24 protein-coding genes, 1 tRNA gene and 1 rRNA gene are annotated in these 26,204 nt (G+C 40.6%); 2 read left to right on the top strand and 24 right to left on the bottom strand.

Going from position 1 to position 26,204, the window contains the following annotated elements; translation table 11 throughout:
• The first annotated feature begins 3 nt into the window (after nt 1–3).
• Nucleotides 4–119: ribosomal RNA gene (gene rrf / locus ACYQ0H_RS11805) — 5S ribosomal RNA — on the top strand.
• Nucleotides 120–170: 51 nt separating this feature from the next.
• Nucleotides 171–246, top strand: a tRNA-Asn gene (locus ACYQ0H_RS11800).
• Nucleotides 247–1,091: 845 nt separating this feature from the next.
• On the opposite strand, the gene ACYQ0H_RS11795 is transcribed toward ACYQ0H_RS11800, so the two are convergent.
• The 24 genes from ACYQ0H_RS11795 to ACYQ0H_RS11680 form a co-directional block, all read right to left on the bottom strand.
• Nucleotides 1,092–2,108 carry a MuF-C-terminal domain-containing protein gene (locus ACYQ0H_RS11795; RefSeq protein WP_459813024.1) on the bottom strand — a complete coding sequence of 339 codons (1,017 nt, stop codon included), beginning with the start codon at nt 2,106–2,108 and terminating at the stop codon, nt 1,092–1,094.
• Nucleotides 2,109–2,153: 45 nt separating this feature from the next.
• Nucleotides 2,154–4,013 carry a DNA methyltransferase gene (locus tag ACYQ0H_RS11790; RefSeq protein ID WP_459813023.1) on the bottom strand — a complete coding sequence of 620 codons (1,860 nt, stop codon included), beginning with the start codon at nt 4,011–4,013 and terminating at the stop codon, nt 2,154–2,156.
• Between the two features lie 88 nt (nt 4,014–4,101).
• Complete coding sequence (locus ACYQ0H_RS11785) at nt 4,102–4,881, bottom strand: helix-turn-helix domain-containing protein (protein ID WP_459813022.1); 780 nt, start codon at nt 4,879–4,881, stop codon at nt 4,102–4,104.
• A 20-nt stretch (nt 4,882–4,901) separates the two neighbouring features.
• Entirely contained in the window at nt 4,902–7,025 is a 2,124-nt protein-coding gene (locus ACYQ0H_RS11780) for a VirD4-like conjugal transfer protein, CD1115 family (protein ID WP_459813021.1), read from the bottom strand.
• Nucleotides 7,025–7,594: a 5' nucleotidase, NT5C type gene (locus tag ACYQ0H_RS11775; RefSeq protein ID WP_459813020.1), complete on the bottom strand. Its 570-nt coding sequence runs from the start codon at nt 7,592–7,594 to the stop codon at nt 7,025–7,027. The genes ACYQ0H_RS11780 and ACYQ0H_RS11775 overlap by 1 nt, the downstream gene beginning before the upstream one ends.
• A gap of 44 nt (nt 7,595–7,638) precedes the next feature.
• Entirely contained in the window at nt 7,639–11,493 is a 3,855-nt protein-coding gene (gene mobL, locus ACYQ0H_RS11770) for a relaxase MobL (protein ID WP_459813019.1), read from the bottom strand.
• Nucleotides 11,494–11,525: 32 nt separating this feature from the next.
• A complete protein-coding gene (locus tag ACYQ0H_RS11765) occupies nt 11,526–11,897 on the bottom strand; it encodes a hypothetical protein (RefSeq protein ID WP_459813018.1) in 372 nt (123 codons plus the stop codon).
• 74 nt (nt 11,898–11,971) lie between these two features.
• Entirely contained in the window at nt 11,972–12,283 is a 312-nt protein-coding gene (locus ACYQ0H_RS11760; protein ID WP_459813017.1) for a hypothetical protein, read from the bottom strand.
• Entirely contained in the window at nt 12,261–12,569 is a 309-nt protein-coding gene (locus ACYQ0H_RS11755; RefSeq protein ID WP_459813016.1) for a ribbon-helix-helix domain-containing protein, read from the bottom strand. The genes ACYQ0H_RS11760 and ACYQ0H_RS11755 overlap by 23 nt, the downstream gene beginning before the upstream one ends.
• 10 nt (nt 12,570–12,579) lie before the next feature.
• Nucleotides 12,580–12,879, bottom strand: a complete 300-nt coding sequence (locus ACYQ0H_RS11750) for a hypothetical protein (RefSeq protein WP_459813015.1) — start codon at nt 12,877–12,879, stop codon at nt 12,580–12,582.
• A 96-nt stretch (nt 12,880–12,975) separates the two neighbouring features.
• Nucleotides 12,976–13,767: a Fic family protein gene (locus ACYQ0H_RS11745; protein WP_459813014.1), complete on the bottom strand. Its 792-nt coding sequence runs from the start codon at nt 13,765–13,767 to the stop codon at nt 12,976–12,978.
• 40 nt (nt 13,768–13,807) lie between these two features.
• Nucleotides 13,808–14,176, bottom strand: coding sequence for an ASCH domain-containing protein (locus ACYQ0H_RS11740; RefSeq protein ID WP_459813013.1), 369 nt, complete (start codon nt 14,174–14,176; stop codon nt 13,808–13,810).
• Nucleotides 14,177–14,230: 54 nt separating this feature from the next.
• On the bottom strand, nt 14,231–15,304 hold the full coding sequence (locus tag ACYQ0H_RS11735; RefSeq protein ID WP_459813012.1) for a hypothetical protein: 1,074 nt from the start codon (nt 15,302–15,304) through the stop codon (nt 14,231–14,233).
• A gap of 106 nt (nt 15,305–15,410) precedes the next feature.
• Nucleotides 15,411–16,013 carry a hypothetical protein gene (locus ACYQ0H_RS11730; RefSeq protein WP_459813011.1) on the bottom strand — a complete coding sequence of 201 codons (603 nt, stop codon included), beginning with the start codon at nt 16,011–16,013 and terminating at the stop codon, nt 15,411–15,413.
• 13 nt (nt 16,014–16,026) lie between these two features.
• Entirely contained in the window at nt 16,027–17,193 is a 1,167-nt protein-coding gene (locus ACYQ0H_RS11725; RefSeq protein WP_459813010.1) for an Ig-like domain-containing protein, read from the bottom strand.
• A gap of 13 nt (nt 17,194–17,206) precedes the next feature.
• Nucleotides 17,207–19,819, bottom strand: coding sequence for a VirB4 family type IV secretion system protein (locus ACYQ0H_RS11720; protein WP_459813009.1), 2,613 nt, complete (start codon nt 19,817–19,819; stop codon nt 17,207–17,209).
• Nucleotides 19,764–20,138: a hypothetical protein gene (locus ACYQ0H_RS11715; RefSeq protein ID WP_459813008.1), complete on the bottom strand. Its 375-nt coding sequence runs from the start codon at nt 20,136–20,138 to the stop codon at nt 19,764–19,766. The genes ACYQ0H_RS11720 and ACYQ0H_RS11715 overlap by 56 nt, the downstream gene beginning before the upstream one ends.
• Complete coding sequence (locus ACYQ0H_RS11710) at nt 20,138–22,612, bottom strand: DUF8208 domain-containing protein (protein ID WP_459813007.1); 2,475 nt, start codon at nt 22,610–22,612, stop codon at nt 20,138–20,140. Before ACYQ0H_RS11710 ends, ACYQ0H_RS11715 begins: the two co-directional genes overlap by 1 nt.
• 95 nt (nt 22,613–22,707) lie before the next feature.
• A complete protein-coding gene (locus tag ACYQ0H_RS11705) occupies nt 22,708–22,983 on the bottom strand; it encodes a TrbC/VirB2 family protein (RefSeq protein ID WP_459813006.1) in 276 nt (91 codons plus the stop codon).
• A 20-nt stretch (nt 22,984–23,003) separates the two neighbouring features.
• Nucleotides 23,004–24,026: a DUF3991 domain-containing protein gene (locus tag ACYQ0H_RS11700; protein ID WP_459813005.1), complete on the bottom strand. Its 1,023-nt coding sequence runs from the start codon at nt 24,024–24,026 to the stop codon at nt 23,004–23,006.
• Nucleotides 24,026–24,259, bottom strand: coding sequence for a hypothetical protein (locus ACYQ0H_RS11695; protein WP_459813004.1), 234 nt, complete (start codon nt 24,257–24,259; stop codon nt 24,026–24,028). The genes ACYQ0H_RS11700 and ACYQ0H_RS11695 overlap by 1 nt, the downstream gene beginning before the upstream one ends.
• A gap of 67 nt (nt 24,260–24,326) precedes the next feature.
• A complete protein-coding gene (locus ACYQ0H_RS11690; protein WP_459813003.1) occupies nt 24,327–24,770 on the bottom strand; it encodes a single-stranded DNA-binding protein in 444 nt (147 codons plus the stop codon).
• A complete protein-coding gene (locus ACYQ0H_RS11685) occupies nt 24,763–24,966 on the bottom strand; it encodes a DUF6103 family protein (RefSeq protein ID WP_459813002.1) in 204 nt (67 codons plus the stop codon). Before ACYQ0H_RS11685 ends, ACYQ0H_RS11690 begins: the two co-directional genes overlap by 8 nt.
• A gap of 7 nt (nt 24,967–24,973) precedes the next feature.
• On the bottom strand, nt 24,974–26,026 hold the full coding sequence (locus tag ACYQ0H_RS11680) for a hypothetical protein (protein WP_459813001.1): 1,053 nt from the start codon (nt 26,024–26,026) through the stop codon (nt 24,974–24,976).
• Nucleotides 26,027–26,204 lie beyond the last annotated feature (178 nt).

Raw genomic sequence — 26,204 nt, 5'->3', positions numbered from 1 at the left:
TTAGTCGGTGATGATTGAGATGAGGTCCCACCTGTTCCCATGCCGAACACAGTAGTTAAGCTCATCTTCGCCAACGATACTTGGCTGGCAACGGCCCGGTAAAATAGGTCTCGCCGACTTCTTTGCAAAAAAATAGAGAAAGTGTTCTTCACTTTCTCTATTCATTATATTCCTCAATAGCTCAGTCGGTAGAGCATGCGGCTGTTAACCGCAGGGTCGTTGGTTCGAGTCCAACTTGGGGAGCCAATATTACTCTGCAAAGTCTGTAAATGCCTTATTTACGGACTTTGCACAATATATCAGCTCGTTGACCGCCTGCGGTTAACAGCCGCTGTTAATATTCTATACAATTGTATATATTTAAGGGCGGATCGGTGAGTTCCGACCCACCCGATAAATACATGATTGCTTTTGATGTTTTTCCCTTTGCTTAAACATTGCTGTCATACCCGATGCTGTGCCTGCAAAGATGGTTACTTAGTATAAGCCTTACGGAAGCAGACTGCTTCCAACTGATTACCAGGTTTCCACGCCAGGTTCCTCAAAAGTAGCTCAACCCACAGGTATATATACTCGCTGCTGCATTTGTCGCTTGCTCTGATTGAGGTCATGGCGTACAGGTCTCGGCGTAGTTATCATTGAGGTCGTCAGTATTACATACATCAAAAATATATTTTATTCGGTTGTACTCAGACAATTGGCCACAGTAAAATGTTCGCCGTTCAAGTTTGCATTTCACTGAATTGTCTGGTCTATATAAAATCTGCTTCACAGATTTCAATAGCAAAACGAAAAGGGCTTCTCAGATGTCCTGCTAAAAACAATCTGAAAAGCCCTTGACAATCTATCTGATTCGTGTTATAATATACACGAATTTCAAGCATCCTCTAAAGGTTTCACAGTTGTATTGGGACATCTGTGTTGCTTGGGTTACGTTTTCTTGCAGGAAAACGTAACCTGTGAGGGTGTTTATTTTTATATAAATCCACCCGATGTATTTATTATACACTATAAATTTACATTTGTCAATAGTGCAGAGGTAATTTTTTTGTATTTTTGTGGTTCCGCCAAAAATATCATACTTTTTTGTTCTATTTGAACAAAAGCAAAGAGCGTGTGTCATGCGTGACACACTCAAAACTATCTTTTAATACTTTTTTTGCGCAGACTTTCCCTTCCGAAATTAAGGATATTTCTTTCCTGCCGGATAAGCTCCACCTTCTGCCGCTTTCTATCAATTCATTGCATAATTTGTCTTCCCGCTGAGAAAGAAGTGAAGCCGCTGCCTGTTTTTCAACGGCGGGAAGCTTATACAGATCCGTTATGTAGCATATGTAATCAGGATGTTCTTTGACGGCTTTAACGCTTATCCTGCATAACCGTTCCTTCAGAGCGTCAATTTCATCAAGCCTGCGCTCAAAATTCTTTGCAAATTCTTTTTTTCTGAAAAATTCTTCAAACCCCTTGACACTTTCCATAGAATATGCTATACTGTCATTAAAGCTAATAAATGTTTCCTCTAGGGGCAATCGTAGCCCGGCAGATTGAAGCATTTTATTAGCTTTTTCTATATTTGCAGCGATTAGACATCCTTTTTCAAGCTGAAGCTTCAGATATTGTTCCATATTGTTGCGTCCGTAAATGCTGCATATCTTATTGACCTTGTGACGCTGTTCTGATGAGTTGACTTTGACTGCAGTCATGATCTCCCTGTTCTCTTGGTCTTTAAGCTCCGTTATAATAACCAAGGTATTCTTCCAGCGGCCTTCAAATATCATAACGGGATTCCTAAGCTGAGCCGGTATCTGCTTCATTATGTCCGCACTAAGATCATGGCCGTGGAAGACCTCTTCTTTTTTTGACATACACTTGGTTATTGTGTCCGGCGATATTACCAGGTTTAAATTTGAGTCAGCTCCTGCGGCGGCTATTGAGTTAGGCGTTGAGCCGATCTTTAAAAACTCAGTTGTTTTGCCGCAGCTTCTCAAATAGCGGTCAAGCGCTTTAAAGAAATACTCGTCATCCTTCATATTGCGCCTTATTCTATCCGCCATATCCAGAATATCCTGTTCGTCCGCCATAAAGGCGGCTTTTTTGTTATTGTTCATATGCAAGTCTCCCAAAAGCAATGTGTCACGCATGACACATTGCTTTTAAATAATCTGATCATAAAGAAATTGAACGCGCTGTGAATCAGACAGGAATAATTTCCCGTTATTGTACAGCCTGTCTGCAAGACAGTCAATCCGCCTGTGAGCGGCCTCAAGCTCCTCAGGCATATTTTTGTACATTTCACCTAAGGTCATAATACTGCTGTATTTCTTTCTTATCCTGAGTAGATCCTTAGACGCATCTGAGATAAGAGTCTTCTGTTCTTCGCTTGGTTGAGGAATGAAAAAATTGTTGTAGATCAGCGACGCGGAGTAACGGTAACGCATTTCAAGCCTGCCGCAAAAATATTTTGTAAATGCCATATGCATTGACGAACAGAGAACGCCAAAGAGAAACAGATTAGCGTTGGGAATATAATCGACGCTTGAGTTGCAACGTATCGACCTGTCCGTGTAATACGCTATAGGTATGTATTTTCGAGCTTCTGAGGAGTGCCTTGGAATGACTATATAGCTATCCGTCTTAAGCTGTTCCTCCTCGATAACATAGAGTTTTTCACTCTTTATCATGGATTCTGCGGTTACATATTGACTACGACAGATGTATCCACATTGTGCAGCCTTGTTCAGTAAGGATTGACGGCTGAAGATGCTCTGAGGCTCGTATCTGCCTTGCTTCATTTCCGGATAATCTGAGATCTGTGTTCTTGACGGTTTTATGAATATATCAGGATCGCTGTGAAGGTATGCATTAATGTTTTGGCACTCGACCGGACGTGATAAAGGATCTATGTAAAGCAATCGAGGCTTGTTTGTAGTGCTTTTGGGGGAGAAACCAATAATCACACACCATACCTGTACCGAGTCGCTCTCAAGCTTAAAAGGCTGATAGGCAAAATCCAGCTTTATGTTCTCGCAAAGCCTCTCCCAGATGGGCTTCACTTGTATACCCTGACAAACAGAGTTAGTTATAAGATAGCCGCATTTTGTTTTTGGCAGAGCATCCATACACTGTGCTGCCTTAATGATCCATGCACCAGCATAGTCTATCCTCTCGGCTGTTCTGGTAACACTCATTACATCCATACGTTGCTCAGCGTTCATGGAGCTCAGGAACGGAGGATTCCCGATAATGTAATCGGGTTTTAGATTAGACCAGTCGATTTTGAGTGCATTAGCACAGACAATGTTCTTCGGAAGCTCAAGATCAATGGCTTCGAGCCTGCCAAGACGACGTGCGAACTCTATTCTGCAAAGTCTTAGCTGAATGAAAAGCGCAGCTTTCGATACCCCAACAGCCTCTTCGTCGATTTCGATTCCGCAGAATCTGCTCTGATCCAGCCAGCTGCAGCCGTGAAGTATTTTGCAGTCAAGTTCAAGTTCCGACAGTCGCTGAGCTGTCCTTATAAGAAAATTTCCGCAGCCGGATGCAGCATCTAAAAACACAGCCTCTTTTAGCGTGTATTTATCGTAAGTAAGTAGATTATCAAGAATCCGATCGATGTCATTCTCTGAAGTGTAGAATACGCCTTTGCGTTTTAATCCGTCCGATAGAAATAACTTGCCAAGCTCGGCAGGCGAAACACCGCTCCAGTCTTGAGAGATAAATGAAATAAGCTTACCATGCATATCAGAATTTACTTTTTCCGGCTCAAACGGAAAGCTCATTTCGGGCGGAAGCGAGCTGAAGAAGGTGCAGAGATTTTTTCCAAGCTCAGAAGCAATCGAATTGTAAACGAGGGCAGTAAAAGGCTTTCCGAGAAATAAATCGGAATTTTCACAAAAGATCGAAAACAAGGTCATCAGCAGAAAATTCCGAGTTTCTGTTTCATCATAACCGGCTTTTTTCGTTGCCAGCCGCAGTTTATCAAGATACTGACATAAAATATCGCTTTTGTTCATAAATATTATCCTTTCTAATTTATAAAGTAAATAAACTATCCTATTCGGATAGATAATATACAGTGGGTTCTAACTATGACACCGCATTTTAGGGACTACCCCTCGCCTTAAAAAAATTCTGCTTTTCTTCCAAAAATCTCTTGACAAAATCAGTCTTATGTGCTATCATATAACCGATGAAGGTGTTTGATAGCTTTGATGTTGGATTTGTCAGAGCTTTTGAACGTGAGCAGCGGCTGAGGTGAGATGCAGCCGCTGTTTTTTTTTGGCGACGGCATATCCTACCCTGAGCATATACAATGATAAAGTATTTGTTCTCCGTGTAATCTCCACATTGCGTTTTTCTTTTTTGTTTTCTTATCAGTCCGAGATATATGAGCCTGCCGATCACAGTGATCAGCTCATCTTTTTTTATTTTGATAAGGCTGATAAGATCACTGTAACTGTGATAGAAGCTGTTCTTATAGTTTTCTCTGCAAAGGCAGAAAACCGAATATACTCTAAGCTCTTTAGGCTGCAGTATGCCTGCAGCCTTTTTGCATATGTAAGTATAGCTATGTTCTTCAAAGCGCTTCAAGGTATAAGTGTATGTGCCGAGAGTACGGTCATCACGGACTGTTCTTGTGCGTCCGATAATGATGCCGTATTTCAAGAGTCTGCTGCAGGCTCTTGAAACTGTATCCGTTGAGATACCGCATATGCCGGCAATAGTAGACTGCTTTACTTTAACACAGCCACCCAGCAGAGAGTCATATCCGTATGCACTGTACAGGCTGTACAGATAAGCTGCAACAGCAAATTCGCTGGAGCTGAGAGACTTATCGAGTATAAGAGTATTGGGGAGAGAAAAATAGCTTGAGTGTGTCATAATTTGCTCCTTCCGTAATATTAATGATTAACAAAAGTACTCAGATAGTTCTGAAGCAGAATAACGGTCTGATCGTCCAGAGATCGTTTTGCCTTAAATCGCTTTAGGATAGTTTCACACTGAGAGTATTCATTCTGCGCAATCAGCGTAGAAAACTCGCCATTTGAAAGCCTGTCCGCTTCTTCGATGGCAAGCTTCATGGGATTTTGCTTTGAATGGGACGTCTGCTGTCGTGCACCGGGAGAGCTTAATGGACGGGAGGGTATATATGAAGCATAAGAATCTTTACTTTTATCGCCGCCCAGACGATTATTAATCAAATCAAAGTCAAAAAGAACTTTTGATAATGCAGCACGATCTGCAGACAGGACTATATCGTCAAGCTTAGTGATTTTGTGTCCCGACTTATAGAAAAAATCAAAGGTCGATTTGATCGGATACATACGTTGGCGCTTGATTACTGTTTCTCCATATTCCATAACTGACAGCTCATCAGCTGTCATGAGAGCGCGTTCCTTCGCCTGGTAGCTTTGCTGTGAGATATATTCCTTAAGAGATCCGCTGTAAGCTATGTATTCTTTGGTTTCGTTTCCAAGTGTTCTGGAAATAAATTCATTGGTGTCCGGATCCATGCTATATATATAGATAAGATTACCGCAGCTGGTTCGTATGACCTTGGCTTCATTTTTGTATTTTATATCAAGTTGTGAAAGATCCTGAACGAATAGGTGAAAAAGAATATTACGTCCAGCCGAAACGGTTATTTTGTTGTCCATGCCGGGGATACGAACCATATTACAAAATTCATCGAGGATGAAATTGACTCGGCGAGGGAGTGCTTGAATACGGTTTCTGTTGAGGTATTCTACCATTGCCGTGTAGCACTGGTTAATAAAAAGCGACGCAATAACGTGCCTTGTAGGACGATCGTCAGGTACGACCATAAATATTGCGGTGGGTTGTTCGTTGTCGACAAGATCATCAAATCGTATATCGTTCCCGGCAGTCAAGGATGCGATGCCTTCATCTGATCCGAATATGGAAATATTATCGGCAAGGGTTGCAAAAATACTGCTGCGCATATCTCCGGAAGCAAATTTGGAGGTCGCGTATGCCGCCTTTGCGGGCGAACCGACAGGCAGGGATTTAAAGAGCTGATCCAGCTTGTTTACCGTAACCTGAGCTCCGTTTACGATTTTGGTTTCATCGTCACCGCCATACTCGATAAACAGCTGATAAACGCTGTACATATTGACTTTGTCAAGGCAGTTGTTCTCGTAGCCTAGATCCAGCAAATATAGTATCATAGCCTTAAGCAGTGACTTTGCTGATGACGGCCAGATAGGATCGGTATCAGGATTGTACGTCAAAGTGTTGGCCATTGTATCAATGTAGTCGTTGACCTTTGACATATCGGTATGATTTTCTTTTGCATATACATATTCGTCTACGATAAAAGATAAAGGATTCCAGCAGTTTGTTCTGTCTGTGTCACGCAGATTAAGCACAACGACCTTATACCCGTTTTGCTTTAGTATAGCATAGGTGTTCTCGAGTATTTCACCTTTTGGGTCATTGATAACCATAGACTGCTTAGTATCAATGTTCTGGCATGATGCCAGCAGATTTATAAAGGGGAGTACAAACGTCTGCGTTTTGCCTGATCTTGTTGTGCCGATAATCAGGGAGTGAGTTGTGGTTGCGTCAATATAATAGCATCCGTCGATGTATGCCAAGGGTATTCCTGATTTATCAGCACTGCTCAAGGATCTTTCCGGTATTTTAAAGAATTCTTTTTTTATATCTTTGATGTCTGACCAACGTGATGTGCCGTACAGCTCGTCCTGACTGTGCTTTATTTGATATTTTTGCTCCAGCCTTATACAGATGACCATTGCTACAATGTAGCCAATCAACAGCGGAGCGTAGATAGGCATGCCTCTCGGCGCCTTGTACAGATAGCTTATCTTTGGCGTAATTGCAGCCGACAAGGACGCTGTACCCCCTTTGCTGATCGCCGATAGCAGCTGAATAAACATATTAAGTATAAGGCAGATAGCTGCTGTGCTTACAACAAAGACAATCACAAGCTCTGCTAGCCTTCTGACGGGACTGCGTTTGTTCTTTTTTTTCTTTTTAGCCATCAGCGTCTGCCTCCCTGTGTTCTTGTTATGACGTGATCGTAGGCTCTATGCATTATATCTGTCAGCTGAGTGCAGATCCTTCCCGGAGTATCCACTGTTCTTACAAGCTCGCCGTCCCAGAGCTTGCCGATGCGACCTTTATGATTGATGTTGTTTACACATTTAATGGAGTTTCCGCCGTAGTCAAGCCATTCATCAAGATTTTTGTTGTAGTCATCCAGCAAATAATCGTTTTTGTCTATGCCGCCGGAAATATATTCTGATTTCGGAACTCCAACCTTAGTGAAAATACGATGCAAGTTGTCTATCTCAGGCAACTGCTCGTCAAGCCACTGGTTTTTCTGCCGGCAGCAGAAGGGAGGTTCGCCGTCGATCGCGGCGGACAGTATGTATATTTCTATTTCAGGGTTTTGTTCTGCAAGCTGCTTTACTGCCTTAACCATATTTTCAAATGGCTTTAGATTACGGAAAAAATCCTTTTCCCACATACGCTCAAGATACCGCACCTCGTCGTGAAATCTTGCAAGTGTTCCGTCCATATCCACAAAAAGACGTGTTGATGTATTCATAAAAGCTTACCTCCCAAAAAGACAGCCTGTCACGCATGACAGGCTCAGTAGTTTCTGTTCTGCATCAGCTGCAGAGCTTCTTCATATTCGTATTCGTTTATCAGCTGTACTGTGTGCCGCTGCATTTCATTGAGCATACGAAGAAAAGCCGGATTAATGTATACAGCAAACTGTTTTTTTCTTTCTATGTATCCGTTCGGCAGCCTCAGTGGTCTGGAAAGATATTCAGCAGCAAATTCATTACCCTGTTCTGAAGCCTTTTTAAGCTGCTCCCTTCCTTTTTCAAATTCATGCCGTTTAAAGTATTCAACTCCAAGCTTTACTTGAGCATATTGATTGTTCTGCTGTGCAGCCTTCAGCAGCATTGCTTCGGATTTTTCCCAGCTGTATTTCTCAGGTGTAAGATACAGTTTTCCGAGCGCATACTGAGCGTACATATTATTCTTTTCGGCCGACAGCAGTAGGTGTTCTTCAGCTTTATCAGGATCGTATTTTTCTTCGGTTAGATACAGCTTTCCGAGAGCATAATGACTAAGCCCAAGCTCATCATCCTGATCGGCGGCGAGCATAAGATAATGTTCTGCTTTGTCCAAGTCTTTCTTTTCATCTGATTGATACAGCTTGCCCAGAGAATACTGTGCGTACATATTATCCTTTCCGGCCGACAGCAGTAGGTGTTCTTCAGCTTTATCAGGATCGTATTTTTCTTCTGTGAGATGCAGCTTTCCGAGAGCATAATGACCTAGACCAAGCTCGTCGTTCTGGCTAGCGGCAAGCATAAGATAATGTTCTGCTTTGTCCAAGTCTTTCTTATCGTCTGATTGATACAGCTTACCGAGAGCATACTGAGCGTACATACTATTCTTTTCGGCGGACAGCAGTAGGTGTTCTTCGGCCTTATCAGGATCGTATTTTTCTTCTGTGAGATACAGCTTTCCGAGAGCATAATGACTAAGCCCAAGCTCATCATCCTGTTTACCGGCAAGCATGAGATAATGTTCTGCTTTGTCCAAGTCTTTCTTATCGTCTGATTGATACAGCTTACCGAGAGCATACTGAGCGTACATACTATTCTTTTCGGCGGACAGCAGTAGGTGTTCTTCAGCTTTATCGGGATCGTATTTTTCTTCTGTGAGATGCAGCTTTCCGAGAGCATAATGACCTAGACCAAGCTCGTCGTTCTGGCTAGCGGCAAGCATAAGATAATGTTCTGCTTTGTCCAAGTCTTTCTTATCGTCTGATTGATACAGCTTACCGAGAGCATACTGAGCGTACATACTATTCTTTTCGGCGGACAGCAGTAGGTGTTCTTCGGCCTTATCAGGATCATATTTTTCTTCTGTGAGATACAGCTTTCCGAGAGCATAATGACTAAGCCCAAGCTCATCATCCTGTTTACCGGCAAGCATGAGATAATGTTCTGCTTTGTCCAAGTCTTTCTTATCGTCTGATTGATACAGCTTACCGAGAGCATACTGAGCGTACATACTATTCTTTTCGGCGGACAGCAGTAGGTGTTCTTCAGCTTTATCGGGATCATATTTTTCTTCTGTGAGATGCAGCTTTCCGAGAGCATAATGACCTAGACCAAGCTCGTCGTTCTGGCTAGCGGCAAGCATAAGATACTGTTCTGCTTTGTCCAAGTCTTTCTTATCGTCTGATTGATACAGCTTACCGAGCGCGTACTGAGCATACATATTATCCTTTTCGGCTGCCTGTAGTAGGTGTTCTTCAGCCTTGTCAAGAGCTACAGCTGTTCCTTTGCCGGTAAGATACATCGAGCCTATACGATAACAGACATTATCGTCTTTATTATCCTTGTATATTGCTTCAAATCCCTGCAATGCCTCAGAATAGTATTTACCTGCCATGTCCTTATTACTTTCAACGCCCTGACCGTTTTCATACGCATTTCCCAGGTTATAGCTAGCATAAGGCATACCTTTATCTGCAGATAACCTGAAATACTCTGCTGCTTTTACATGATCTATATCAACTCCGTTTCCGTATTTGTACATATTGCCAATTGAAAATTCAGCATATTTGTTGTTCTTAGCCTGTTCATAGTGCTTTTTAGCTTCGCTGTAATCTCGATCCGTTCCAAGTCCTCGATCGTACATTTTGCCAATACGGTAGTGGAGATAATCACATTCCCATCTTTTTTTCTTTAGTTCTCTTGCATCTGCAAATGGATTGTCAAGCAGCTTCGTATTCTGAGCCAAAATCTTCTTAAACCCGTCCAGCGCTTTTGCGTAATACTGTTCGCCTATATCTTTGCTGTCAGGTGCTTCCGCCAGTCCTCCGGCGTATATTTTGCCTATGTCATAAGCGGCAAGCATATTTCCTTTATTGCATTCCGAAAGAAGCAGTTTCAGCGCTTTTTCAGTATCACTTTTTATTATGTTGTTGGGATCGGCGTCATTTCCGTATAAAAAATGCAAGGCTTCTTTGTATTCTTTGCTCCAGTCTATGAAAACAGTTTCTTCGGAAGGATGGTCTTGAGTTCTCTCATAGTCCTGCTGTTCTTCAAAAGCAAGCTCTTCCAAAAACTCTTCTTCGGAAGGATGAATTTCTGGCTCGGAGCTGTACAGGGAAGCGTAATATTCGTCCGGAAGCTGTTCTTCGCCGGGGAACGGAGGCTCATAGTATACTTCCTCGGGAGGATGCTCCTGTGCAGGTTCAGACTGTTCTGCAAGTAAACCGGTTTCTAACCCATCTTCGGAAGGATGACCTTGGTAAGCCTCAGTCTGTTCTGCAAACATTTCATGAACCGGCCCTTCTTCGGAAGGATGCGCCCGCAGCGCAGAAGCTTTAAATGGCTGCATAAGCTGTTCCTGGTAAATTTCTCTGACGGCGTTAAGCACTTCATTTCCGCACCGCTCCTTCAGATCGTTCATCTTATTCTTGCGAAAGTTTTTGTATAACGCCTGATTACCTACGCCATAGGTTTGCTTGTACAGCAGCTGACTTTTCTCTGTCATTTCAGAAAACAGCTTTCCCATTCTGAATAGCTCAGGATCTGAACGTATTGCCGAATCGGTTATACTGTCAATAAGCGGTCTGTACCTCTTGACGTAACCGCTGTTGTAGCCGCACTTTTGCTTACTGCTTTTAAGCACATTTTTCGGCAGCTGAGTCAATAGTTCAAAAAGCTGTTCTTTGGGCCCGAAAGCTTTGACTCCTTTGCGGATCACATCACGAAGAGCAGTGAGCTGTTTTACGTGTTCGTTACCGATGATTCTGTTGGCGATTGCAGATTTAAGTGCGTTGAAAGCCTTAACGTCTATGCAGTCTTGTTTGTTTCCCTTTTGAGTAATTTTTCTGTCCTCTTTGCGGTGGTACTCGCAGATCGAATAGTGTATGTGTATGTTGTCTGTGTTTGTGTGGATAGCTGCGTTCCAAAAAACATTATCCACATCAAATTTGCTGTTCTCGGAAATCATTTTGTTGATGCCGAGTCTGCCCAGTTCCTTGAGCTTTTTGACGTCCAGGTTAAAATGTCCGTCTCCGCGTTGGGTCAGAATACCGTGCTTCAGAAGAAACTGATTGTCGAAGGATACTACACCGAAATATTTCGGACAGCCCTCGTCTCTGCTGACTCTTTCAAGATGTCTGTACTTTTCCTTGTCAGTTTGGGTAAGCCTGTCCTTTTCATTGTCAAACAAGCCGTCCGATTTTTCTTCGTTTGACATATACGTTAAAAAGTCTCCGCCTTTGTATCTGTTCTTAGGGTTGTATTCGTCATTCAAATGATAAGCCGGGTTAAAGGCTTCGGGACGTTCCATGTATTCAAGATAATCGTATCCGCCTATCTGCCAGTTGTACTCAAACCCCAACGAAAAAACAATGCTCGGTCTGGGATTGCCGGGTTTCAGTTTTGATATAGTATTTACCGACATTCTGTTCCTGCCTCCTTAGTCATGTGTGACAGTCAGTTGTGAGTTGATTTGTCAAGCAGTTTTTTTGTCTGTGCCTTAAGCGCACTGTCTGCATATTGTTTCCTGCTTTCAATGAGCCATTTGTACGGAGCTTTTTCTGCAGGCTTAAACTCTTCGTAGTCGAGATGAGTCGCTAGTGAGTTTACGAGATTCACAAGGTGATAATTCTGTTCTGTGATTTTTGACAGCAATGATCTAATCCTCTTCACCTCGTCGCTGTCTCGGTCGTCAAGCCCGCAGTAATATTTGATGGCGAGCTCGGTGGCAGCGGAGATGGTCATGTCCGTCTCCTTGGCAAGCTCATCAAGCAGCTGACTTGCTTCTGAGCTTATCCTTATTGTTCGTTTTACATATACCTTATTCATGTAATCAGTCCTTTCAATGCAATTTTTTATTTCCAGTTGGTTTCCGTAAATTTACAAATTTCCGCTGAAAAATCTCAAAAATCAGCGATATTACAGAAAGAGCATAAAGCAAATGCCGCACAATTTTTTAGAAGCTCGGTAAAACCGAGCTTTACCGTCCGAAAAAATGCCGCAGATTCTCGATTTTTATGGCACTTTGCCATACAAAAATGGGCTAAAAACAGCGTTTTGCCATATGCTTGCCATACAAAAAAGCCGTTTTGCCATACGTTTGCCATACAAAATGGGGTCTTTGCCATACGTTCGCCATACAAAACAGCCCATTTGCCGTACACTTGCCATACAAAATTGTCACCTTGAATTTTACTTATTTGGAAGTTCATCAAAGAAGATACTTCTCAGATCATCAAGGTCATTCAGTATTTTTAAGAACATCGGAGTGACGTTTTCAAGGAGTTTTTCTGTGCTTTCCGACTGTGTTTTTAACTCTTGAAGGCACAGAGAAGCCACTATCGGAGGCAGTGTATTTACAAGAAATTTGTCCTTACAAGCAATATATTTTTCAAGTATTTCATTCACAAGTACGTTTCTGGACGGGTAATTTTCCATCTCAACAAGCTCGTCAATTGCCTCCAGAAGCTTGTTTTCTACTCTTATTCTTAGTTCTGCCATGAACTTTTCCTCACCATATCGGCTCGATTTTGTTCGCACATATCTTATATGATCCGTCAAACCATGTTCTAAGTTCTCCTTTTACGGACACTCCAAGACCTCTTGTAAGGTTGTTTAAAACGTTATTTACATTCTGTCTGTCGCATACATAAACATCAAAAATGTCAAAACATTGTTCTTTTCCGACCTCTGAAGGACGCATAATTTTTACTTTAAAAGTGATTGCATAGTTGTTGTTTTCGACCGTTTCAATGGTGGAATATACGATTCCTCTTACTGATATTCTGTTATCTTTGCTGTTAAAAGGCATAAAATCTTCTCCCTTTCATTATAAATTGATGCGGAAATATAAAAAAACGAACCGAAAATCAGTTCGCAGTGAATGATTTTTGATTCGTTCTATTTCTTATCTGCCTCTGTTTAGAGGCTTGTTTTGTGATTTGGAGTAAAATCTGTCCACAGATTTCTCCCAAGTTTTAATTGTTTCTTTTTCGATAAAGCTTAAGAGGGGTTTTAAATTTTCATCCGTATCGTAAATTTCAAGAGCGTTATAGTAGTCCTTTTTATCCTCGTCATATATAATAAGGGGAGGATGATCGTTTATCATCAGGTAGTAATTCATAAGGGTTCTGCCTACACGACCGTTTCCGTCTGCAAAGGGATGAATGTATTCAAAGCCTGCGTGAAGATAAGCGGAAACGGTAATTGCATTGAAATTTGCTTCATAGGCAACTCCGTTTACTTCTTTTATTAAAGCTTCAAGATCCTCTTCAACATATTCAGGAGGGGAACCGACTTCGTTTATTCCTGTAACATAATCGTGTTTTTTGAATTCCCCGGGTCTTTCCTGATTGACTCCGAAACGCCGTTCATCAAAGGTGCCATAGGTAAGCGTATAGTGAATCTGCTTTATTAGGCTGATAGAAATAGGCTTCTTTTTAACTATTTTCTCAGCAAGGAAATCATAGCATTTTTTTTGATTTTCTATTTCAAACAGCGTTCTGGTGTCACCGGTATAGTTAATAACCTTGCCGTTTTCAAAAATTTCTCTTGTGTCGTGATAGGTTATATTATCGTTTTCTATTCTGTTTGAATTGTATGCAAACAGAATTCGGAAGCTGTCAAGCTTCATATCCATGTCTGAAACAGAGGATATTTTGTTATGCTGCCAGAAGGCAAGAACGTCTGCGTATGTCAAATAAACACCTCCTTAGCTAATATCATAAGAATTATTAGACTTATAAATAAACAAAAGACTGTGGTGCATTTTGAATTCCATAGTCCATTAAGTTTTTACTTTCTTTATAAATTCTAATTTTTCCAAGATGATATGCAAATGCCGTTCTTTTATTTAAATAATAGTCATAGAAAAAATCTTCACTAATTCCAGCTTCAGATTTAGTTTTTGACCAAACATAATCAGGAGTTCCCTCTAAAACCTCCTTTACTTCAACTTCTCCAACGATCTTCATTATTGGATATGTTGAATATATAACGATACTATCAATTTTACGTTTGCATTTTACTTTACGAAATTCATATTTTTTTATTCCAGATAAAATACTATTAGTATGTTCAGGCTTTATTGACATTAGTACTTTACACATTAAATTCGCCTCCAATTTAAAAATATTATATCATAAATAAGATTAGTATTCAAGTTATTTAATTAACTTTTCGGCATTTTGATTGGCATATTTTAAGATAGCCCTAAAGTCATTCATAGTGTATTCTGCTTGATAAGGATGAACATTTTTCCATATTCCGTTAGATTTTAAAATATAATGGTTAACGTTGTTCCCGCTTCCAAACGCATGATCATATACAAGTTCTAGTACAAAAAGATTGGTTTTTGAATAGTATAATTCTTCGATTACATTATTCGGAAAAACGGATTTGTTGCCAACAATCTTTTTATAGTCGTTTAAAGAATAATAAACACGCCTATTATACTTTATCATTATACATTTTACAATTCTTCCATAAGAAGTTATCACAGATTTATATGTACGATGTGACTGCTCTGTGTGCTTTCTATATATTAATATAGGCTGATTTACCTTATAAGCTGGTATTTCACAAGGGTAAAAAAGATAAGTCTTTGTTATTCCATTAGATGCTGCTAATTCTTCTGGTTTAGTTTTCACATTTTTTAGTTCAGAATAAGGAAATAATTTATCATGCCAGACAGCTTCAATAGGCAGTAATGAAAAACTATTTTCTTTTTTGCAGATGAATGGAAAGGATAAATAAGGATTGGAAAAGTCAATATATTTTTTACTCCTTAAATAAACACATTCGTTATTTAGGTTATATCCTACGAAAATAAACCCCATTTTTTTTAGCATAGATATAAGTTTTAACTGTTTTTCAAAAATAGTTATATATATTTCTTCACAGTCCGATTCAAGCCAATTCCATAATGCAATACCTATTGCACCTTCACCTAGTCTATTACCTTGAACTTTAGGTGACAATTTTAATGTGCTAATTTTTAATCTATTCTTTTTCATAAGTGTTTTATCTTTAAGAGTAATAGCTTCATCTTCGTTATTCTTTAACATCATAAATGCATTTAAACCGTCACTCTCATAATAAGTTAAAGCAACTTTTTCTTCTTTAGCTTTTCTTTTAAACCATGCTTCAAAAAAAGGATAATCAGATTTTAAACTGTCAAAGAAATTATCATTGATGTTAATATCAGAAAGCTTTTTCCACTTGTATACACCTGCCATATATTTTACCTCCACTGATTAATATTTTTATTGTTTGAATTTATTATATCATCAATAAGCGATAAAATCAACTATTTTTAGAAAAATATTCATATAACGACAAGTATTAAAAGCTATTAAAATACTCGCTTTCCTTTCCGAAAGTATTAAGTATTTTAAGCCTGTCAGCGCTGAGGCCGAACAGTTTCGGCGCGTAATAGAGGAAAAATCCTTGCTCTGAGCTGAAAGGCTTTACACGAAAGCTTATGTATTCAGGACAGGGCTTTTCATATGTTTCATCGTTCTTTCCTATGACCGTACAGATCAGTTTTTTTGATTTGTCGATGACTATTATGACATTGTCATACTTTTCTTTGTCAATTGCCGAGGTAAGTATGCTGTCATAAGGCAGAGTGTAAAGTGTTGCTTTATCGTTTTGATGATAGCAAAATTTTATATTATGGTCGGAAGCGGAGATTTCAAGAAAGTGATTCTGATCGGAATTGTGCTTAAGAAAAAATATACTTACAAGCAGTCCGATAGCAGATACAGCGCTTAACAGATCAGATATGCTTGATACTGCAATAGTCAGTGCGATGAAAAAAACACAGCAAATAAGCAGTTTTTTCTGCTTGCTATGTGTATCTGCGACTTTGTTTTTGTAGTTTTCAATCAGCAGACTACGCTGATCGGAGCGAGGATACTGAAATATTAATTCATTTTCGTTCATAATTTTATTCCTTTCATTCTAATACTGTCACCATACAGGAGGCTGACAAACCTCCGTCGAATGTTGTTGCTGTTATGATCGCTTTGCCGGAAGAATGTCCGGTAATTTTACCTTTGTTGTCTACAGATGCGATATCCGGTCTGTTGCTGCTCCAGGATACGGTTTTATCATCGGCATTTGAGGGAGAAATAACTGCGGTAATGACCGCAGACTGATTAGCTTTTAGTGTTACGTTATTGGCTTCAAACTCGGTTTCAATCCGTATACCGCTTACCCCGACAGGCTGTTTTACTGTTGTTGTATCGGGGATCGCAGTTTTCTGAGTCTGCGCTGTTGTTTCGGGCTTAATGCTTTGGGTTTCAGGTGTTTGCATTGGGGGAGACGTCTGCTGTATGCTGTTGCTGGACGAATCTGCTTCTGCAGAACCAGAAGAGACTTCCGAAGATACGCTTTTACTTGTGCTTTTTTCTGTTTTTGTTTTAGAAGTTTTAGAACTGGTGTTTTTGTCAGCTGAGGAGGCTTCCAAAACAGACGATTGCTGTGTCGTTTTGCTGTCCTCTGTAAAAACAGTATTCAGTGTTGAGGTCTCTGAAGCTGCCGACACTGTAGTCATTACAGCTTTGGTCGTGGTCATTGTGGCAGCTTCAGCGGAGGTCATGAATAAAATATCCTTAATATCTATAGTGATACGCTCGATTTTTTCTTCTCCCTTTTCAACATGACCTGGAATAATATCACCGAATTCATCGTATTTATCTTCGATTATAGTATCAGGTGATTTAAAACAGATCTTAATTATAACCTTTTTAAATTCAGCGGATGCATCATTGCACATAATTATCTTTGAGATATTACCGTTTCCAACCAAAAAATCAAGCTCATTTTTTGAGTTATCCAGCCATACTGATCGGATTTCCGGTTCATCGCCCTGAGAGCTTCCGATGTCGATTTCCTTGACTGAGTAGGTAAAGCGCAGCTGGCGGGTATCGGTAAGGTATACGGCGTTTGATATTTTTATGTAATAGCCGCCGATGGTTCTTACCGTGTTATAGTCTTCGGATAGAGTTGCCGCTCCGGCGCCGTACCATGATCGAGAAGTTATTAAAAGTAAAAACAAAGGAAGCACAACAATAAGGAATCCAGTATATATGATATTGTATTTTTTATTTGACAGATTCATAAATATGCCCTCCTTATGCAATTCCGGCAAGTCCTTGAGCAAGTTTTATGACTTCGCCTCGGACAATATTTGTGTACTCTTCTGACGCTGCTTTATCTATTTTAAGATAATGCAGCGATTCATCCGTAAAAATATCTACGAAATGTTCAAAATTGTTTCGGATCAGCTCGGAATATTCCGCCTCCGAATATTCGTTATACAGGCTGTTATACAGACTGTGTATGATTTTTTCTCGGTCTAGGGAATTTCCCATGTACATAAGATCGGCAAGCTCTACATTGCGTATGCAATGTATTTTTTCTCTGTCCTCGCCCATTGCCATGAGCATTTCGCCATTTTGAAATTTCTTTACGTTCATCAGCTCCGCATGAGTAAACTGCGGGAACATTTCATGAAGCTTTGAAATGTTTTTATCCGATATGGACTGCTTCATAATTATCTTATATTGCACTAAATCAAATATAGTTCCGACAACAACCGAGCCTTCGTCCTCTCCGGGAGGGCAATAATCCATAGCAGACTGGGAGGCAAACCAAAGTCCGGCAAAGTATTTACGGCTTCGGCGGGTAAGCTTTTCGATGTATTGCGTAACATTTACGTTTTTGTGGTTTATAAAACGGTGAGCCTCATCAATTACCGATACCACATGACGACGGTCAAAAGGATGTGTTATGCTGTTGTTGTATGAAACGTTCATGCAGGTTGCCGACCACATTATTGAAAGCAAATTAAACAGCTGAGCATTGTAAACACGCTCTTCCATCTCGGAAAGAGTTCTCACGTCAAAGATAATAAGGTTTTTGTTACTTATATTAACATTCGTATATCCGTTGAAAAGACTTGAATATACTCCCTCCGCAAGAGATTTTATCATTGTTTCCAAGCTTTCTAACACATTGATCTGATTTGTAACAAGATTTTTGCGGTAGATCCCGGGGCGTTCGTAGAGCTTTGAACGCAGAAGTGTAAGCAGATCGGACATTATAGGAAACTGCTCCGGAGACATTTTAGTAACGTCTGTATCTTCCGAGATGTCAAAGTTGGTATACAGTTCAGACAGCAGATCCTTTAGCTTATCCGCTTCTTTTTCACTCATAGATGGAGCGTATTGATAGAAAAATGCAGTTATTCTGGATATCTCAGAGGCATAATTGGCTGCAGAGGCAGAATTGTCGCTTTCCTCAGCAGATTTGTCTATGCTTTTCATCAGCTGTAACACATTGATTATGGAGTTTTTATTCATTCGGATAACCTGTCCTCCGAGTACAGATGCACACAAACCGTATTCACTTTCGACGTCCAGAACAAATACACGGTCACCCAGAGCAACGGCAAATTCTATCAATTTTTTGAGTGTAATTGTTTTTCCGGAGCCTTTTTTTCCGGTTATAAGGAGATCGTAGGATTCTCGGTTGTACGTTTTAAAAAAGGTATCAATATAGGCAAGTCCTCCGGTAGTGGTGTATCCCCAAAATACGCCCTGAGGATCAAATATTGACTGATAATAAAAAGGGAACTGCCTTGCAAAGGTATCGTATAGAGGAAAAGGATTTTTTGATATATTTCCTTCCGGACTCAGCATATATGTGTATTCTATCTGCATTTCATTGTTGGGGATATAATACTGAAGGCCTATTTCATCAAAGGTTTTCTGCATATCGGCAAGCTTTTCTTTGAGGGCTTCAAGGGATCCTGCCGATACCAGAAACCTTAGGGTAACAAATCTCATCTGCTCGTTGCCGTTGACTATTTTATCTCTGATAGCCGCAAGCTTGTGGTATTCTGTTCCGGCGTCCATCAGATCTCCGCTGGACTGAGTAATATGACTTCTTGATTCCAGTTCGTCAAGCGACTGGTTTATATCCTGTACAATAACCGATTTATCTTTCATGCCAACGTCAAAGGTTATAGTGTCGGTAAAGCTTGATACGAGATTTGCAAGCTGCAGATCTTTTAGGTAAGCCGGATATCCGGAGATAACTACCGAGGTGACATATTTATCATTAATTTTCATATAGCTTTGTTTGTCGGCAAGCATTTCCGGGAAAATGTGTCTTGCGTCTATCGGTCTGTTCTGCTCATCAAAACACATATATTTTTCAAGAAATTCAATAGTCTCATTGGGTTCGCAGATCCTTACGACTGCGTCCGTCATCATTTCTATATAGCGTTTTCTTTCCTTTTCAAGCTTTGCCGATTCTCCGAAAATTATTAGATAAGCAAGCTTATCACGATGGTTCTTTTCAAACGCTTCTATTCTTTTGATCTCTCGCCTTATCAGCAGCTTGCAGTATTCATTCGGAGCTTTTTCAAGCTTATACAAAAGAAAATTTTTTTGTGAATTAAGCAGGGGAGAACAGTCGGAGAATACATACTTGTGAGGGGAAGACAGCGCCATAGTAGCTGACGCAAAGCTGTCATAGGCATTCTCAGCATCGTCCTGTAAAAAATGAAATATGTCTATTCCGGAAATTCGCAGAAGAGTAAAGGTGATCTTTTTGCCGGATATTTTCACAGTTGAAATCCCGTCAGTGGTGTTTTTATCAAAGTCTATAAGGCTTGACAGCAAATCATTCGGTCTCAGACGCTTCATCTTTTCTTTCTTCTCTTTTTTTCTTGCCATCATTTTTTAAGCATCTCCTTTCGTTGTTGGCTACTACATATTTGTGACTGATTCCGTACAATTTTTTTGAAAATATAAGGTATTTGAGCCATGCTTTTATCCCGCCGAAAAAGGATTTTGTCTTATTATCTGGAGCTTTTGAGGACAGTATTAAAAAAGTTACAGCACATAATATTATAAATACCAAAGATAATATTGGAGCGCAAACTTTTGAAATAGCTGATGAAAGCAGAATTGTAATTATGAGTCCTACTATTCTTACCATGGTAAATGATTTATGTATTTTCGTATCGGCTTTTGATTGCTTTGGTACAAGTCCCATTATTTATTATCCTCCTTTGCAAGCTCGTCTGCATATGTTGATCTATTGATTTCGCTGCTTATCTGTTTATCCGTAAAGGCTTGAGGCTCTGCGGTACCGCTTGGTTCAGGCGCCGGTACGTTGTCAAAAGCGTGTCCGTTTGCAGATGCGGGGTCAGATGCTTCCTTATGCATATTCTCAGACGTCTGATCAGTATCGGAATTCTGCTCTCTAACGCTGCTTCCGATATCGCCTTTTTCGCCCTTTTCACCCTGTTTTCCATGTTCCTCTGTGATGACGGCGGATTTTTCCATTGGATTTTCCGTACTGTTTTTATTACCCCAGCCGGTACTTTCTTTAAAGCCGTCTGAAAAATTTCCGGCCATGTCTTTAGCAGCGGCAACAGTTTTATCTTTCGCTTCTTTTGCACCGCTAACTACGGCATTCGTTGCAGATCGACCTGATTGAACCGGATGTCTTGCTGTGTGGAAACCGGTCACAATACCTGCGCCTAGATTTACAGCGCCTTTGGCGGCATAACCGGCAGCTTTTCCCGCAGCTTCCGACGGATTGATGTTTGCCTTGGGAAACATAGGATCGTCCTCATTACTTTTGTTTGCTTTGTAATTAGCATTATTGCTGTACTGATCGTTAGCTCCACGTCTGAATGCCTGACCGGTTCCTGAGTTGCCAACCAAAGCCTTTGCTTTGTTTGCAATACCTTCTTGCGCCATTGAGTTTTTAAATCCCACAGCCCTTGCTCCTGCTTTTTCGGCGGTTTTGTTAACTGTGCCGATAATTTTTGAAGGAGTGCTTGCTGCATTTTTAGCTATATCCATGCCTGATTTAAGCGACATCAAGGTTGCCGCTCCGCTTTTTACTCCTGCATCAAGCCCGGTCATTTTTACAATAAAATCCGGTCCGTCTATTACAAAAAACATACCGGTTATAATGAGCGCCCATTCCGCGACAAAGTTTTTGATGTTGGTATGCAGCCAGGATATACTGCTTATATACAGCCTTAAAAGCACCATGACTGCAAACAGTACTATAAATGTATTAATAAGCTGAAGCATTGCTTTTTTGCTTCTGCCGCTGCCGTTTGCGTCTGAAGCTATAAAAAATGGGACGGCAATACGCATAAACACTATCTCATAAAGCATACGGCAAAGCTTGAAAAGGGCAAATAAGAGACATACTCCGCACAAGAGCATTGCGATTACAGTAAACAAGAAGTCAAAATCATAGCCGTATACTCGTTCTTCGGTATAGCCCTCAAGAATATTAATAGTCACCTGCTGATACCATTCTAAGTCATCATAGTCTTCCTGAGTTCTTAACGGTGTAATATTTGCCCGAAAGATCTGGTCTGTTCCGGTTTCTACCATGTGTTTGTTATGCTGTATATTTAATTTTTTTATTGTATCTTCAAGCATGGTAAGAGCGTTATTTATAGTTCTGGCATTTTTTACGCTTTCGCTCATTCCGGCTTCTTGAACATACGTGTTCTCGGATATTTTATCTAAAAGGTGTTGCTCGTAAGTGCCGTTTGAGCTTTCATCCATAGGACAATGATATGATCCGTCTTTAGAATCATTATGATTACGGACGCAATATGTTGCGGTATGCTCATATGGATGTTCCGCACCTCCGGTAGCTTCCATCCATGATATCGTAATGTGACCGCCGGAGTCTTCTTCAAGATAATTAAGCCACCATTGGTAATCATCGTTCAATCCGAGCAAAGCCATTTTGTTTGCATTGGTAAGGTCGCTGTATATATGCTGATTTGTAGTTACCTCACTTGACTCATACTTAAAATCGCACATATCCTGACTCATTGCCCCGTTGATATTAATGTCGTATATGCTTGATTCGCTGTAAACATCTGTGTTGGATAGATAATGTAGCTTTCCGTCAGAGAGACAGTCGGGAAGGTATACTATATTATCTGCCAGTAGATCCTCACCCAGTCCGTGAACGATTTCTGTATCTTTTCCAGTCGTTATCATATCAGAAGTAGCTTTAGATATGCTTTGAAAATTAGATAGTACACTGATCAGAGACGGGAACGCCACCAGAAAGCATATTGAGATTAGAATATTACGGAAGAAATCCTGTATTTTTATTTTATCTCCGTTGATTATAAGGATTACACCTGCAGCTACCAGAGCCAATGAAAATATCACCCAGGCTATGTTTATAACGGTGCTTTGCGGCAGATAATCCTTTACCATATCATATAGATTTATAGACATTACTTCATCTATAGCTGCGTCTATGTAGTCAATTATTTGTGCCAGAAACATAAGCACAGACCATAGACAGGAACGTATAGCATCCTTAAAACCGGATCTTACCTCAATATATTTGTACACTTCCGGATCCATGTTTTCCGGATCGACAGCGAAACATATAAACGGTGCAAAAACGGCTGCGGTAAGCAGTACAATAAAGACCCAATATATCGTTTTGCTCTTTTTGCTTTTGAACATACATCATTCTCCTTAATTCATATTGTTCAAAGTTCTGAATCTAAACACAGAACTTTGAACAATACCCGGAGATCCATCCGGGCATTGTAAATTGCTTATGATATAGCTGATGATATAGACTGTACTATTGAAGGTGCAAGACAGATAACAGCAATTCCGATAATTATTGCAAGCGCCCACGGCTTGTTCTTTGCAAGCGACTGAGCGCCGCCGGTCATAAAGCCTATACCGAGACAGACTGCACATAATACGGCTATTGCCAGACCGACGTATGTAACGGACGAATTAAGCCCGTTAACAAATTCTACGATCGTGTCGAAGAAGTTTTCTGACGCCATGATCGATGGCTTGGATTCAATTAAACTTTTCATTTTTAGTGACCTCCGTTTTATTATGTTCTTGATGCGCTCTTTGCTGCGGCGCACATATTTATGTTTATTTGCCTCTGAAATTTCTCAGCGTTGAATCTGAGAAGGTAATCGTTGTAGTCTTTCCCCATTCCGGGAGGTACTGTATAGATGTTGACCGTGTATCCCTCCTTTTCATACTTTTCTTTGTATGCTGCAGCGTGTTTCTGCCCGGCATCGTCATTGTCTAAGCAAAAGGATATAGTCTTGACTTTGGGATTTGTGATTAAGTATCGAGCCAAAGCCCCGTCAGAGGTGCCTCCAAGCGCAAGACGGGTGTGCTTTGTCCAGGAAAGCTGCCAGTTGTCACGCCGCAGACCTCGGGCTTTCTCCATTGTAAGAGCTGCGTGGGACAATACGTCTATAGGAGCTTCAAAAACATATACATGTTCCTTGCAGGTGCCTTCCATTAAAAATCCGTACATCTTACTGCTTCCGCTGCAGTCTCTTTTAAAGGGCTGTGTTCCGGGAGGAGTATACGTTCCTCTTCTGGACGCATATTTCGGCGTTCCGTTTTCATCTCTGCCGACAAATACGCAGTTGCGCCGAAGATCCTGATATATATATCCACGGTTAATGCAGTATTTGACAATAGAAATATCAATGCCGCGAATATTGGATAAATAATTTTCCACTGATTCCGTATTATCAGCCTTCGGAGGCAGCTCCAGCACCTTTGGCTTTTCGATTTTTTGATTTTCCGGCAGCGGCTTATATACCTTTCCGGATGGAGATACAAGCTCGGCAACGGCGTCTTGAAAGCTGAGGCTTTCTACCTTCATAAGGTACGAAATCGCATTGTTACCACTCAACCCCTGAGAATACCACTTCCAGCCTTTGCCGTCCGAAAACACAACCAGACTGTCATGCTCCTTGCAGTGCCATTCGCTTCCCGTACGGACAAATGTATATCCTGTTCTTGATGATATAACATCGGTCGTTGACATATTTCGTGCATTTTCCAGATCTGAGTCCGAAAAGCGAGATCCCCCTATAAACTTACCCATCAGATCACCTCCAGCTGTGAAATGATCTCACGCTGTTCATTGACAGACAGCAATTCTATCGGCTTAGGCTGAGCTTCGACCAGATGCTCTCCGATCGTTACATAAGGATAAGCGATCTCATCATAATAAAAGTGCTGAGGATCCTTTTTCAGTATCATGATCGCTTTGCCGTTAATATACGCTATAACTGTGTTTTCTTCCGGTGGACTTGTAGTCCGTTCATTCTCATACATAATTTTTCCCTCCCTTTTATACAAAAAAGCCTGTCATCGTGACAGGCTTGAATTACGGCTGTTTTCGCTAAAACGGCACCCCGTCTTCGCTGATTATATCTTCGTCAGTTATCTGAGAGTTCAAGTCGTTGCTTGCAGGCGGATTTTGAGGAAGCTGATTCGGAGGCGGCTGAGATGAACTTTGCTGCTGTTTTGCTTCTCCGGTAAATTCAGCGTTTGTCACATAGACTTCGGTTATATAATGAGTGGTGCCGTTTCTGTCCGAATATGAACGGGTGTGAAGCCTGCCTTCAATGGCTATCATTCTGCCTTTAGAAAAGTAACGAGTGATAAACTCAGCACATTTGTACCAAGCCACGCATCGTATAAAATCAGCCTCCTGCTGCTTATTATCCTTATCATAGCGTCCGGGCACTGCTACAGTAAACATGACATACGGCACCTTCTGCAGAGCGGTATATTTAATCTGAAGGTCGTGAGTTATGCGGCCCATAATATTTGCATTATTCATTGTTTCCTCCTGTCTTATCAATATATTCACGTACCTGTTTAGGCACATACTTTCTGAAAAGTTTATTTACGGCTTCATCAATGGTTTTCTGCAGATAATTCTGCAAAGAAAAATCCGTTTCCTTCTGTTGTGCATAGAAAGAAACGGATTTTAGCTTTTCCTCGTCAAGTTTTATGTTCTTTAAATATCCCGGCATCTTCTCATCACCTTCCGAAGCTGTGATTTTGATCCCGACTACTGCAAAGCTTTTCTTCGAGGTGTTTCTGCAGCTCATTGACAGCCTGATTAATTTCAAGTTTTTCAATGGTCTGCAAATATGATACAGCGTCGCTGCCGCCGACATTGCGCGAATTCCAAGACCATGTTTTTTCATCCGAGGATACAATCAAGTCCGGATGTTCCTCACAATGCCATTGACCGCTTTCCTCTTTTATAAACGTCCAACCGGTTCTTGAAGATATGACCTTTAAAGTTGAAATATTTTCAGCCTCTTTTGTGAGCTCAATCTCATTTTCCGATATAAGGCTTTTTAAGAATTCAATTTCATTATCAGTTAATGCGAAATGAAAAGCAGCTTTATCCTCATACGAATCGGATTGCTTATACGCCAAAAATACTGCTTCATTTTTAGCTATATGAAAACGATGCATACCCTCATCGGAGCCGTGATAACCCTCATAAGAGGTGCGGAATCCTACCGGCAATCCTAGCCTTACAGCTGTAAGAGCGTCACCATCGTTTAAATATGTCAACTGACCGTCACCGCATAATGTGGCGGTCTTGCATTCGTCTTGGATTTTCTTCAAATATTTCGCTTTATTATTTTCAATACACTTTTGATAAAGCAGAAGATCGCCGGAGGAAACCGAGGGACTGTGGGGATCATTTTGTTCCAGCACAAAATTTACCGCATAAATGTGTTTGTCACGATGATTAGCAGACATAAGGTCAATCATTACATTGGCATAATCCTCATCCGATATGAAACCTCCTTTATATGAAGCTGCCACTGTTTTTACATTAGCAAATTCCGGATGACTATCACATAGATCATATATGTTGTCATGTGAATCCGTATATTGATTACCGTTTATATATCCGAAATAGCATTCTACGCCAAAAGGATCTGTTTGCTTTTTTATCAAGCAATTATCCATAATATCATTCTCCTGAAGATCTTTGCCTGTTCGTTCTTCGTATGCATCTATATAAGCGTCTCCAAGCTCATGCCAAGCATTTATAGTAGATTGATCCATTATACACGCCTCCCCATCAGCTCAGCCATACAATCCGAGCATACAGTCTTACCCTTATACTCAACAACATCTTCAGCGCTGTTGCAGAATACACAAGTACGCTGGAACTTCTTAAGGATGATCATATCGTTATCTGTATAGATCTCGATAGAATCACGCGGCTTCAACTGAAAAGTTC

The organism is Hominimerdicola intestinalis (assembly GCF_054655215.1).
This window is presented reverse-complemented; position numbering and strand designations above follow the sequence as displayed.